The organism is Lysobacter sp. H23M47, assembly GCF_015209765.1.
GTDB classification, from domain to species: Bacteria; Pseudomonadota; Gammaproteobacteria; order Xanthomonadales; family Xanthomonadaceae; genus Novilysobacter; species Novilysobacter avium.
In genome coordinates, this window is sequence record NZ_CP063658.1 from 1,293,131 (window position 1) to 1,305,317 (window position 12,187).

Sequence of the window (12,187 nt, forward strand, 5' to 3'; positions counted from 1 at the left end):
CGCGGGCGTCGGCCGGCGCAAGACACGCGCGCTCTGCGACGGTCAACCTTCCAAGGTCGGCGCGCAGAGCACACAGGCTCATCGCATCCGAAACGGCATAGTGGGGGTTCGCCGGTTACGGCTGTTGCCCGTACCGGCACCCCACCCGTCATCAGGAGAACCCCATGAAGAAGACCGCATCGGCTGTCTGGACCGGCGAAGTCAAGACCGGCAAGGGCAGCATTTCGACCGAGACCGGCGTGCTGCGCGACGCGCCCTATGGCTTCAAGGCACGCTTTGAAGACGGCCCGGGCACCAATCCGGAAGAACTGATCGGTGCTGCCCACGCCGGCTGCTTCTCCATGGCGCTTTCGATGATGCTGGGCAAGGAAAACCTGACCCCGGACAAGATCGAGACCACGGCCTCGGTCACGCTGGATCCGGACGCGCTGGAAATCACCACCATCCATCTCGACGTCAAGGCCAAGGTGCCTGGCGCCGATGACGCGACGTTCCAGCGCATCGCGACGGCGGCAAAGGAAGGCTGCCCGGTATCCAAGGTGCTCAAGGGCGCCAGCATCACCATGGATGCGAAACTCGACGCGTAGCCGGAACGGCCGCCGCGCACCCGCCGCGGCGGCATCCTGGCGCAAACAATACGTCTCCGCGCCTGAGTCGCTACGACGCCGGGCTGCTACAGGGACACGCGCATCTGCCGGGCTGCCAGCACCTTGCATCCACACGCCAGCGCGCTTCCGTGGACCGCAACCGGCTGGCCATCAATCGTGGTGGTCGCGTCTCCGTCGATGATCGGGAAACTGCCCTTGTGGGTCGGGCACGTCGCCTGATCGGTCACCCGGGACACGGGCTTGCCATCGATATCGGTAAACGGCGAGCCGGTGATGACCTTGCCGCCGCCGCTGGTGGGATCGCCGATCACAATCCACATCTTTGCCATGGTGTTCTCCTTGTCTCGCTCGACCGCACCAGTCTAGCGCGAGGAAGTACGCCCGCGCAGACGGCGACCGTATGATGAGCGGCGTTGCGCACAACTCCCTGTTCCCCGCTGAAGCCGCTGGAGGCCGAGCTGAAACTCACCCGCACACGCGCTGCATTGCTGGTGGTCCTCGCGGCCTTGCTGGTCGTTGCCGGCTGGCTGGTCGTGCTGAAGGTCCAGGGGCCGCCGGTGCCGGCGTACCGGCTGCAGGCGCAGCCGCTGGTGCAGACGGTCGTCGCCACTGGCCGGGTTGCGTCCGCGTCGCGCGCGCAGGTGGGCGCGCAGGTCGCCGGCGTCATCGCCCAGCGCTTGGTTCGCGAGGGCGATTTGGTCGCGGCCGGTGATGTGTTGGCCGTTCTACAGGCCGATGACTATCAGGCGCGGCTGGGCGAGGCGCAGGCCGCGTTGGCCGATCTGCGGGAATCCGGCAAGCCGCAGGCCGATGCGTCATTGCGCCGCGCCCGATCCGCTTTCACCCAGGCCAGTCGCGAGGCGGTCCGCCGGCGTGAATTGTTCGCCCGGCAGCTGGTGTCGCGCGAAATGATGGAGCAATCCGTGCAGGCCGAAGCCGTCGCCCGCGCGGCGCTAGAGCAGGCGGAACTCAGCGCAAGATCGCTGTCGCCCGGCAACCCCGGCGAGACCGAAGCCCGCCAGCGGGTGGCGGCAGCCGAGGCCTTGCTGGAGAAGACCCGCGTGCGTGCCCAGGTCGGCGGCACCGTGTTGACCCGCGATGCCGAGCCCGGTGATGTGGTCCAGCCCGGGCAGGTGCTGTTCGAGATCGCCCGCGAGGGCGAGACCGAATTGCTGGTGCCGGTCGACGAGAAAAACCTGTCGGTGCTCGCCCTGGAACAAACCGCCGTCTGCGTGGCCGACGCGTATCCCGAGCGCCCGTTCCCTGCGACGGTCGCGTTCATCGCGCCGGCGGTGGACCCGCAACGCGGCAGTGTGGATATCCGGCTGCGACTCGATCCGGTGCCTGAATTCCTGCGCCAGGACATGACGGTTTCAGTCAACGTGGAAACCGGGCGGCGCGAACGCGCCCTGGTAGTCCCCAACGACGCCCTGGAGCGCGACGCGCGCGGCAACCCGCAGGTGTGGAAGATGGTTGGCGGCCGCATCGAGCGCGCTCCGGTGACCTTGGGACTGCGTGGAATCACCGTCACCGAGGTCACCGGTGGCCTGGTTGAGGGCGATGTGGTCCTGAGTGCACCAGGCGCAACGCTGGCCGACGGCGACCGGGTCCGACCGCAACTCGGGGAGATCCCGTCGGAGCGCGCGGACACAGCGACCGATCGCGAAATTCCGGTGGAGTTCGACTGACGCCGTGTGGACCGAATGGACCATCGCCACCCGCTTCCTGCGTGAGGGGCGTGCCCAGAGCACCCTCATCCTGGTGGGCATCGGCGTTGGCGTCGCGGTGATCGTGTTCATCACCGCGTTGATCACCGGCCTGCAGCACAACATCGTCGACCGCACCCTCGGAACCCAGTCCCACATCAGGCTATCCCCGCCGGACGAGGTCAACCGGATCGTCCCGCTGGACGGCCCGGCGACGCGCATGCTGCTGGAGACCAGGCGCGCGCAGCGGCTTCGCTCGATCAACAACTGGCAGCAACTGCGCGACGTGCTGGATGACTTCCCGCAGGTCACGGCGGTATCGCCGATCATTTCCGGACCGGCGTTCGCGCGCCGCGGCGAAGCCCTGCAGTCGGTCGCGCTGGTGGGCATCGACCCGCGCCGCTACCAGCAGATCCTGCCGGTCAGCGAGGACATCGTTGCCGGCGCGTTCCGCATCGGCGCCGGCGAGGCGGTCATCGGCAAGCAGCTGTCCATCGACCTTGGCGTCAGCGTTGGCGACAAGCTGCGCCTGGAAACGGGGCAGGGCGGCGATAGCGTGGTCAACGTGGCCGGGATCTTCGAATTGGGCGTGCGCGAGCTGGATGCGCGTTACGTGTACCTCGACATGAGCCAGGCGCAGTCGCTGCTTGACCTGCCCGGCGCGGCGACCGTGATCGACCTGACGGTCAACGACATCTTCAAAGCCGACACCATTGCCACCCACATCCGCCGGCTCACCGGGCAGAAAGTCGAGAGCTGGATGGAGACCAACGCGCAGTTGCTCAACGCGCTGCGCAGCCAGAGCATGTCGACCACCATGATCAGCGTGTTCGTCGCCCTGAGCGTCGCCCTGGGCATCGCCAGCGTGCTGTCGGTGAGCGTGGTCCAGCGCACGCGCGAGATCGGCATCCTGCGGGCGATCGGCATTACCCGGGCGCAGATGCTGCGCGTGTTCCTGATCCAGGGCGCGCTGTTCGGGCTGCTGGGCTCGCTGCTGGGTGGCATCAGCGGAGTCGGGCTGGTGGTGGCGTTCAACAACTTCGGCCCGCGCCTGTTCTATATCCCGGTCAACCCATGGCTGCTCGTGGCGGCCACTGCGCTGGCGACGCTTACCGGAGTCATAGCCGCTGCCATTCCGGCACGCCGGGCGGCGCGTCTGGACCCGGTCGTGGCGATTCGCCATGTCTGAGCCCGGGCAGAACACGTTGCGGGCGGCCGCGAACGCTCACGACCACCAGCAGGAAGTGCTGCGCCTGGAGCACGTTCGCAAGAGCTACAACGTCGGCCTGCCCACCGAGGTGGAGGTGCTGCACGGTCTGGACCTGCGCCTGCAGCGCAGCGATTTCGCCGCTCTGGTCGGCGCATCGGGGTCGGGAAAAAGCACGCTGCTCAACCTGATCGGGCTGCTGGACACGCCAACGGACGGGGAGATCTGGCTGCTCGGTGAAGCCACGACGGCAATGGACGACGTTCGCCGCACCGCGGTTCGTGGCCACTCGATCGGCTTCGTGTTCCAGTTCCACCACCTGATCCAGGCGTTTACCGCGCTGGAGAACGTGCTGATGCCGCTGATGGTCGCCGGGGGCAAGCCGACCGCGGAGCAGCGGGCGATGGCTGCAGGCCTGCTGCAGGACGTGGGCTTGAAGGGGTTCGACGACCGCAGGCCCGACCAGCTCTCCGGCGGTCAGCAGCAACGGGTCGCCGTGGCGCGGGCGTTGGTCACGCGCCCGGCCCTGCTGTTGGCCGACGAGCCGACCGGGAACCTGGACAGCAGGACCGCGGAAGACGTCTTCGCCCTGTTCCGCAAGTTCAACAGTGAGTTCGGCTGCGCCGTCCTGCTGGTGACCCACGATCCCCGACTTTCCGCGCAATGTGACCGCACCGTTACGCTGACCGATGGACGGATCACCGGGGACACGGCGAACCCCGGGGCGGATGACAAAACGTCGCCGCCGGTTGGGCTCAGGCCATGACCACGTTCCGACCACGATCTTTTGCGCGGTAGAGCGCGTTGTCGGCGTGTTCCAACCAGATGTCCAGCCAGGTATCGGGCTGGGTGGGCTGCGCTGGCGCCACAGCCAGCCCTATGCTGACGGTGGGAATCACTCCGGGGTAATCGGCAAGGCGGATCTGCTCGACTTCGCGACGCAGGCGTTCGGCAATCGCGAGTGCTTCGACCTGGGTGGTTTCAGGCAGCAATACGGCAAATTCGTCTCCGCCGCGCCGGCCGACGTGGTCGTGCGGCCGCATTACCCGCCGCATCCTTTCCGCCAGCTCGCGCAGCGTCGCATCGCCTGCTCCGTGTCCGTGTTGATCATTGATCTGCTTGAAACGGTCCACGTCGATCAACAGGATGCAGTCCTGCCGGTCGGGCCGAGAGTTGGCCAGCAGCTGCTGTGCCTGCTCCTCCCACGGTCCCCGCCGCGAAAGGCCGGTGAGGGTGTCGATGCGGCGGATTCGATCCAGTTCGCGGTTCTGTTTGGTGACTTTGCGGATCAGCTGATAGCGGCCGACGCTGACCGCGATCATGTGGATCAGCAGCATCGGCAGGCACGCCAACAGCACCGGCATCGATGTCAATGGACGGAATCCCGTGCCGAGCAGCACGGCGCTCGCCACGCCGCCAAGGACCAGTACCGGCAAGGAATGCAGCCATAATCGCCGGAAGCCGGTGCTGAGCTTGTCCACCGTCGTGAGCGTGATGAGCAGAGTGCTGGGCAACACATTGAAATGCATCATCGGCACCATGGCACCCGCAATCGCCGAGTCGATCAGCAGGTTGTGTTTCTCTGCGCGCGTCGGATCGGCGGACCGGCTTGAGCGCCAATAGGCGAGATGGGGCCAGAGCAGGCATGCTGCGACCATGAACGCCCACGCGAACCACGGCGCATGGAGCTCGTACAGCACTGCCGACACCGACAGCCCGCCCAGCGCCATGCCCACCACCCGGTAGGGATAGATGAGGCGACTCACCCATAGTGGGTTTCGCGCTTCGCGACGATTCATTCCGCGTCGTCCCCTGGGCGCAAGTAAGCGTCAGCGCCCCGATCGCGCAGATATCCTGCGCCCAACGTCTGTCTTCGCATCAAAACGGCCCCCGTCTGCCCGCTGAATCATACACCCGGCCCGACGCGCCGCTAACGCTGTGTTGCGGTGCCCGGCGCTATTCTGGTTGTAGCAGGAAACGGTGGAACGGAGGAAAGACATGGCAACCGGATGGGCAGGCGACGGCGCAGTCCAGGACCAGATTGACGCGACGGTCGAGGACGCGGTGAAGCGCGCACGCAGCCGTTTGGCCACGGGACCCGGATTGCTGCATTGCGAGGAGTGCGATGAGGCGATTCCGGAGGCGCGGCGCGAAGCGGTACCCGGCGTCCGGCTCTGCGTGGTCTGCCAGCAGGCCGAGGATAACCAGCGCGCTGAAAGCGGTTACAACCGCCGCGGCAGCAAGGACAGCCAGTTACGCTGATGGTGGGGAAAATTCCTGAAGGATGCGCAGGTCTGATCCGAGCGGTTAAGCTGCGGCCCTTAACACCGAGGAGCGATGTGTAAATGATCAGCGACGCGGCTCCCGGAAGCCGCAGGTCCACAGGTCCCGGGCGGGGCAGTTCGTGTTGATGGAACCCGAGCCCAGCACGCTCATTGTCAATGGATCGAGCTTTCAGATCGAATTTCGACGCGACGGTAACCGTCTGCGCGCGTCAGTCACTGGAGTGACCGGCAGTCTGGAGGTGTCCAGGGAATATTGGGCCCTTATTGCCAGGGAAGCCATGAGCGCGGGCGTGCCGATGTTGCTGGTCATTGACAGTACCGTCGGCGGCTCCCTGACCCTTGACGAGCTGGAGCAATTCATCCACCACTTGAGCGGGCTGGGCCTGGAGAAGGTTCGTACGGCCTACGTCGGTGTTGACACGGCACGCTCGTGGCAGAACGAAACCACCGAGATCCTCGCCCGCGAGCGGGGGTTCGTTGCACGTGTGTTCGAGATCGAGTCGGAAGCCTCGCTGTGGCTGCGTCACGGCGAGCTTTGAGCGGCCGGCAGATCCAGTCTCAGTTCTTTTCCCTGGCCCGCGCAAATGCTGCGGCCAAGGCGTTGTTTGCAGGCGGGGCCATCGGCCGGGCAGGCACCTTTGCAGGTGCAGGTGCAGGTGCGGGTGCGGGCCGGCGCTTGTCCGTGCCTCCACGTGGGCGCGGCGGCTCCCTCCGGCCCCGGTCGCCACCGGCACCCGGAGCTGATCTCTCGGCGCCAGCGGGTTTCGCCGGCGGCGGCGTCTCCTCCAGGCGGCAGGTCAGGGCGATGCGTTTGCGAGGTATGTCGACCTCCAGCACCTTCACCTTGATCACGTCCCCGGCCTTTACCACCTCGCGCGGATCCTTGACGTAGCGGTCGGCGAGCATCGAGATGTGGACCAGGCCGTCCTGGTGCACGCCGATGTCGACGAACGCGCCAAAGGCCGCCACGTTGCTGACCACGCCCTCCAGGACCATGCCCGGCTTGAGGTCCTTCAACTCCTGGACATCCTCGGCGAAGCGCGCGGCCTTGAACTCGGGACGCGGGTCGCGACCGGGCTTTTCCAGCTCCTTGAGGATGTCGCGCACGGTCGGCAGGCCGAAGCGCTCGTCGGTGTAGGAGCTCGCATCCACGCTGCGCAGAAACGCGCTGTCGCCGATCAGCTGCTTCACCGCGCGGCCGCTGTGCTGGACGATGCGCTCCACCACCGGGTACGCCTCGGGATGCACCGAGGAGGCGTCCAGCGGCTGGTCGCCATCGGCCACGCGCAGGAAGCCCACGCACTGCTCGAAGGTCTTGTCGCCCAGGCGCGGCACCTTGAGCAGTGATTTGCGATTGTTGAACGCGCCGTTCTCGTCGCGGTACACGACGATGTTCTCGGCCACGGTCGAACTCAGGCCCGAGACCCGGGCGAGCAGGGCGGCGGAGGCGGTGTTGACGTCCACGCCCACCGCGTTGACGCAGTCCTCGACGCGAGCATCCAGCGCGCGGGCAAGCCGGTAGGCGTCCACGTCGTGCTGGTACTGGCCGACGCCGATCGCCTTGGGTTCGATCTTGACCAGCTCCGCCAGCGGGTCCTGCAGGCGGCGTGCGATCGACACCGCGCCGCGGATCGAGACGTCCAGATCCGGAAATTCCTTCGCCGCCAGCTCGGAGGCCGAGTACACCGATGCGCCGGCCTCGCTGACGACGATTTTCTGCATCTTGAGTTCGGGCGCCATCTTGATCAGGTCGCCGGCCAGCTTGTCGGTCTCGCGCGATGCGGTGCCGTTGCCGATCGCGATCAGTTGCACGCCGTGTTTCACACACATCGCGCGCAGCAGGTGCAGCGAGCCATCCCACTGGTTGCGCGGCTGGTGCGGGAAGATGGTGTCGGTGGCGACCAGCTTGCCGGTCGCGTCCACCACGGCGACCTTGACCCCGGTTCGCAGGCCGGGGTCCAGCCCCAGCACCGCTTTGGGCCCCGCGGGAGCGGCCAGCAGCAGGTCCTTGAGGTTGTCGCCGAAGATGGCGATGGCTTCCGCCTCCGCCTTCTCGCGCGCCTGGCCGAACAGGTCCAGCAGCAGGTGCAGGTGCAGCTTGGCCTTCCAGGTCAGCCGGCACGCATTTAGCAGCCAGGCGTCGGCGGGCCGCTCGCGGTTGGCGACGCCGGCGTGGTGCGCGACCCGTGCCTCGGCCTGCGCATGGCCGGCGTCCGCGTCCTTGCCCGGGTCCAGGTCGAGCTGGATGAACTCCTCGCGACGCGCGCGCAGCAGCGCGAGCAGGCGGTGCGACGGGATCCGCGACAGCGGCTCGGAATGGTCGAAATAATCGCGGTACTTGGCGCCCTCGGCCTCCTTGCCCTCGATGACGCGTGCGCGGATCACGCCCACCTCGCTCAGCCACTCCCGAAGCTCGCCCACGAGAGCCGCGTCCTCGCCCCAGCGCTCCATCAGGATCGCCCGGGCGCCCTCCAGCGCGGCCTTGACGTCGTCCACGCCTTTTTCGGCATCGACGAAGGCGGCGGCTGCGGTTTCCGGGACCTGCGACGGATCCGCCAGAAGGCCGTCGGCAAGCGGCTCCAGGCCCGCCTCGCGGGCGATCTGGGCGCGCGTGCGACGCTTGCGCTTGTAGGGCAGGTAGAGGTCCTCCAGCCGGGATTTGCTGTCGGCCGCCTCGATGTCGGCGCGCAGCTCGTCGGTGAGCTTGCCCTGTTCCTCGATGCTGGCCAGCACGGTCGCGCGGCGCTCTTCCAGCTCGCGCAGGTAGATCAGGCGCGTCTCCAGGTTGCGCAGCTGGGTGTCGTCCAGGCCTTCGGTGACCTCCTTGCGGTAGCGCGCGATGAACGGCACCGTCGCGCCTTCGTCCAGCAGACCGATCGCCGCCAGCACCTGCGCCGGGCGGGCACCGATTTCACCGGCGATCGTGCCCGCGATCTGCGTGGCTACGCGGGCAGCGTGGCGGCTGTCGGTCGCCGCGCTTGCGGCGGCGGTGTCGGACAGCGTGTCGGTCGTCGTATCAGTGGCTTGAGGCATTGGGTGTGACCTTGCGGAAAACGGGACCCCGAAGCGCGGGGAGCCCGATTGTGGCCGCGCCCGGGAATGCGGGGAAGCCGTTGACAGGAAGCGCGGGGCCGGGCTGGTCGCGTACGTCGCTTATTTCTCGACGAACGCGCGCTCGAAGACATAGTCGCCGGGCACGCCGATCCGCGGTGCGGCAGTGAACCCGCGACCGTCCAGCAGCGTGCGGAAGTCGGCAAGCATCTGCGGACTGCCACAGACCATCGCGCGGTCATGCGCGGGGTCGAGCGGCTCAAGACCCAGGTGCTCCATCATCTGGCCGCTGGCCATCAGGTCGGTCATCCGGCCGCGGTGATCGTGGCCGTCAAAAACAAACGGCTCGCGGGTGACGGCCGGGTAGTAGCGCAGCTTGGCGCTGATCTCCTCGCCCAGGAACTGATGGTTGGGCAGTTCCTTGAGGATGTAATCCCGGTACGCAAGGTCGGCCTCGCGGCGCACGCCGTGGGTCAGGATGATCCGCTCGAAACGTTCGTAGACTTCTGGATCCTTGATGATCGACAGCCAGGGCGCGAAGCCCGTGCCGGTACCCAGCAGGTAGAGGTTACGGCCCGGATGCAGATCATGGATCAGCAGCGTGCCGGTGGGTTTGCGCCCGATCCGGATCGCATCGCCGGGCTGGATGTGCTGCAGGCGCGACGTCAGTGGACCGTTGGCCACCTTGATGGAGAAGAACTCGAGCTGCTCCTCCCAGTTCGCGCTGGCGATGGAATACGCCCGCATCAGCGGCTTGGTCGAGCCGTCGGGCTGCGGTACATCCAGGCCGATCATCACGAACTGCCCGTTCTCGAACCGGAAGCCGTCGTCGCGGGTGGTGGTGAAGCTGAAGTAGTCGTCCGTCCAGTGACGGACGTCCAGCACGGTTTCGGTGCCGAAGGCAGATGACATAGCGGAAAGTACTGCGTGGGAGACGTGGGAACGCGTATTTTAGCCGATCGCGCCGGGCGGACCCCGGCGCGGGCTGGCAGCTACATCCGTCAGCGGACGACGGTTACCGGTACGCCGGCCTGGGCAATCACCTTGGTCGCGGTTGAACCGAGCAGGAACCCCCGCAACGCGGTGCGTCCACGCGATCCCATGACCACCATGTCGACGGCATCGTTGGCGGCGATTTCAACGATCGCCTTGTCGGCATCCTCCACCACCGCACGCGCATCGAATTCCAATCCCGCATCAGTCAATACCGCGCGGGCGTCCTTGAGTGCGTAACGGCTGTTGTCGGCGTGGTAGTCCAGGGTCCCCTGGGTCCCCAGTGCGTCCTTCACACCCGCAAGCAAGGGCACGTCGGCGTGCAGCAGGATGATCTGTGCCGGCGTGGACAGGCTCCTGGCGAGCTTGGCGACGAAGTTTGCGGCACGGGTGCTGTTTTCACTGCCGTCAACGGCAAGAAGGATCTTCATTCACATGGCTCCAGTAATCGTTATGCGGCAACTATGGACGTTATCGCCCGGCCGCGCTTGATTGAGGTCAAAGCTGCGCGGGTCAGCGCGGGCCGCGTTCTTCACGCGGCTTCGCGCGTCGATCGCCCAGCAACGCGCTAAGTACAATTGCCACGCCCAGCCCCGCGCCCAGTGCCAGCAGGATCATCGCCACGGCCGGGTAACCCAGCAATTTCGGACCTTCGCCGGCACGCATCATGAACGCGGCGGCGAGAATCAGCGCGGCGGTGACCGCACCGGCGGCAATCCGGTTGGCGATCTTCTGCAGCGCCTCCAGCAACTGGGAGTTGTCCAGGCCTGTTATCCGCATCTGCAGGCGGTTGTCAGCGATCAGCGAAAGCGCATCGCCGATCTTGCGAGGCGCCTCGCGCAGCAACTCGTGCAGCTCGATCATCTCCCCGGCCAGGTTCGACGGCGACAGGGTTTTGCGCAGCCGCTCGCGCATGACGTGCTGCAGGTGGTCCTCGACCAGGCTCTTGACGTCCATGTTGGGGTCCAGCGCCACGCAGACCGATTCCAGGCTGAGCAGCGTCTTGCCCAGCAGGCTCATCTCCGGCGGCGTCCGCAGTCCGCAGGCGGTCGCGATGCGGGCCAGGTCCAGCACCAGCCGGCCCTCGGACATGTGGGTGCCGTGGCTGCGTGTGGAGTGGGCGGCGTAGCGGGATACGAGCTGGCTGACCTCGCGCAGGTAGGTCTCGCCGTCGAAGTCCTCCAGCCGCGTACCCATGGCGATGCCTTCGGCGGCGACGTCCTCGCCGCGTCCGTCCACCGCCGCGAACAGCAGTTTCAGCAAGCGCTCCCGCTGCTTGGGCGGGACGTGCGCGACCATGCCCAGGTCGAACACCGCCAGACGCCCGTCGTCGGTCACCAGCAGGTTGCCGGGGTGCGGGTCGGCGTGGATCTCGCCGTGGATGAAGGTCTGGTCCAGGTAGCCACGCATGAGGGCCGTGGCCAGGTGGCCCATCGGCTCCTCGGCGCGACGCATGCCGCTGATCTCAGTGACCTTGGTGCCGACCACGAGTTCCATCGTCAGCAGCCGGGTGCGGGTCAGGTCCCAGATCGGCTTGGGCACGGTCAGCTCCGGATATCCGGCGAAGTGCTCGCCGAAGCGTTCCAGATTCTCGGCCTCGGCCCGGTAGTCCAACTCGGCGAGCAGGGTCTTGCGGAACTCATGCACCCAATCGGCGAAGTGGATGCGCCGGCCCAGGTCGGTCGCCTGATCCACCCGTCCGGCGATGGACGCCAGGGCGTCGAGATCGGCACGGATCTGCTCGACCGCGTGCGGGCGTTGCACCTTGACCGCGACCGCGGTGCCGTCGCGCAGGGTGGCACGGTGAACCTGTGCCAGCGACGCGCACCCCAGCGGTTGCTCGTCGAAACTGGCGTAGGCCTTGGTCAGGCGGAAGCCAAGTGCGTCTTCGATCGCCTCACGCACGACCGGGAACGGCAGCGGGGAGACGTCGTCCTGCATCCGCTCCAGCGCCTCGACGTATTCCTGGGGGACCATGTCGGGACGCGTGGAGAGCGTCTGGCCGATCTTGACGAAGGTGGGGCCGAGTGCCTCCAGGTCATCGACGAACTGCTCCGCCGTGCCGTCAGCGGCCACCGCCTCGCCATTGTCGAGCGCGTCGCTCAGATCGAGGCCGCCAAACACGCCCGAATTGCGGTACTTGAGCAGGAAGCCGATGATCCGCGCGGTTCGAGCCAGACCGTGTTCTACGCCGGGCTCCTCCTTCCGGGCCACTGGCAACGACTGCGCATCTGGATCCCCTGCGCGGTGCGAATCGGTTTCCGCGGGCGGGGCGTCATTGCTGCGTGCTGTATCGGGCATGTTGGTCTCCATGGATGCGGCTACCGTATCGGGGGA

General features: G+C 66.8%; 12 protein-coding genes. 6 read left to right on the forward strand and 6 right to left on the reverse strand.

The window, feature by feature from the left end:
* Window positions 1–164: 164 nt before the first annotated feature.
* On the forward strand, window positions 165–587 hold the full coding sequence (locus INQ43_RS05855; RefSeq protein ID WP_193986994.1) for an OsmC family protein: 423 nt from the start codon (window positions 165–167) through the stop codon (window positions 585–587).
* Between the two features lie 86 nt (window positions 588–673).
* On the opposite strand, the gene INQ43_RS05860 is transcribed toward INQ43_RS05855, so the two are convergent.
* Window positions 674–937: a PAAR domain-containing protein gene (locus INQ43_RS05860; RefSeq protein ID WP_228062636.1), complete on the reverse strand. Its 264-nt coding sequence runs from the start codon at window positions 935–937 to the stop codon at window positions 674–676.
* Window positions 938–1,021: 84 nt separating this feature from the next.
* Here INQ43_RS05860 and INQ43_RS05865 point away from each other — a divergent pair, with 84 nt between their 5' ends.
* The 3 genes from INQ43_RS05865 to INQ43_RS05875 are packed head-to-tail and all read left to right on the forward strand — an operon-like array spanning window position 1,022 to window position 4,287.
* Window positions 1,022–2,296: an efflux RND transporter periplasmic adaptor subunit gene (locus INQ43_RS05865; protein ID WP_228062637.1), complete on the forward strand. Its 1,275-nt coding sequence runs from the start codon at window positions 1,022–1,024 to the stop codon at window positions 2,294–2,296.
* A 4-nt stretch (window positions 2,297–2,300) separates the two neighbouring features.
* Window positions 2,301–3,503, forward strand: a complete 1,203-nt coding sequence (locus INQ43_RS05870) for an FtsX-like permease family protein (protein WP_194035539.1) — start codon at window positions 2,301–2,303, stop codon at window positions 3,501–3,503.
* Window positions 3,496–4,287 carry an ABC transporter ATP-binding protein gene (locus INQ43_RS05875; RefSeq protein WP_194035540.1) on the forward strand — a complete coding sequence of 264 codons (792 nt, stop codon included), beginning with the start codon at window positions 3,496–3,498 and terminating at the stop codon, window positions 4,285–4,287. The genes INQ43_RS05870 and INQ43_RS05875 overlap by 8 nt, the downstream gene beginning before the upstream one ends.
* On the opposite strand, the gene INQ43_RS05880 is transcribed toward INQ43_RS05875, so the two are convergent.
* Window positions 4,277–5,251 (reverse strand): sensor domain-containing diguanylate cyclase, encoded by a 975-nt coding sequence (locus INQ43_RS05880; protein ID WP_255518478.1) that lies wholly within the window; start codon window positions 5,249–5,251, stop codon window positions 4,277–4,279. The genes INQ43_RS05875 and INQ43_RS05880 overlap by 11 nt on opposite strands.
* A gap of 268 nt (window positions 5,252–5,519) precedes the next feature.
* Here INQ43_RS05880 and INQ43_RS05885 point away from each other — a divergent pair, with 268 nt between their 5' ends.
* Together INQ43_RS05885 and INQ43_RS12890 are read left to right on the forward strand one after the other, a co-directional pair.
* Window positions 5,520–5,783: a DksA/TraR family C4-type zinc finger protein gene (locus INQ43_RS05885; RefSeq protein ID WP_194035542.1), complete on the forward strand. Its 264-nt coding sequence runs from the start codon at window positions 5,520–5,522 to the stop codon at window positions 5,781–5,783.
* Window positions 5,784–5,931: 148 nt separating this feature from the next.
* Complete coding sequence (locus INQ43_RS12890) at window positions 5,932–6,345, forward strand: hypothetical protein (RefSeq protein WP_194035543.1); 414 nt, start codon at window positions 5,932–5,934, stop codon at window positions 6,343–6,345.
* Between the two features lie 19 nt (window positions 6,346–6,364).
* Here the strand turns inward: INQ43_RS12890 and INQ43_RS05895 are convergent, their stop codons facing one another.
* The 4 genes from INQ43_RS05895 to INQ43_RS05910 form a co-directional block, all read right to left on the reverse strand.
* Window positions 6,365–8,839, reverse strand: coding sequence for a Tex family protein (locus INQ43_RS05895; RefSeq protein ID WP_194037415.1), 2,475 nt, complete (start codon window positions 8,837–8,839; stop codon window positions 6,365–6,367).
* A gap of 120 nt (window positions 8,840–8,959) precedes the next feature.
* A complete protein-coding gene (locus INQ43_RS05900; protein ID WP_194035545.1) occupies window positions 8,960–9,769 on the reverse strand; it encodes a ferredoxin--NADP reductase in 810 nt (269 codons plus the stop codon).
* A gap of 89 nt (window positions 9,770–9,858) precedes the next feature.
* Complete coding sequence (locus INQ43_RS05905; protein ID WP_194035546.1) at window positions 9,859–10,281, reverse strand: universal stress protein; 423 nt, start codon at window positions 10,279–10,281, stop codon at window positions 9,859–9,861.
* An 82-nt stretch (window positions 10,282–10,363) separates the two neighbouring features.
* Entirely contained in the window at window positions 10,364–12,151 is a 1,788-nt protein-coding gene (locus INQ43_RS05910; RefSeq protein WP_343221407.1) for an AarF/UbiB family protein, read from the reverse strand.
* Window positions 12,152–12,187 lie beyond the last annotated feature (36 nt).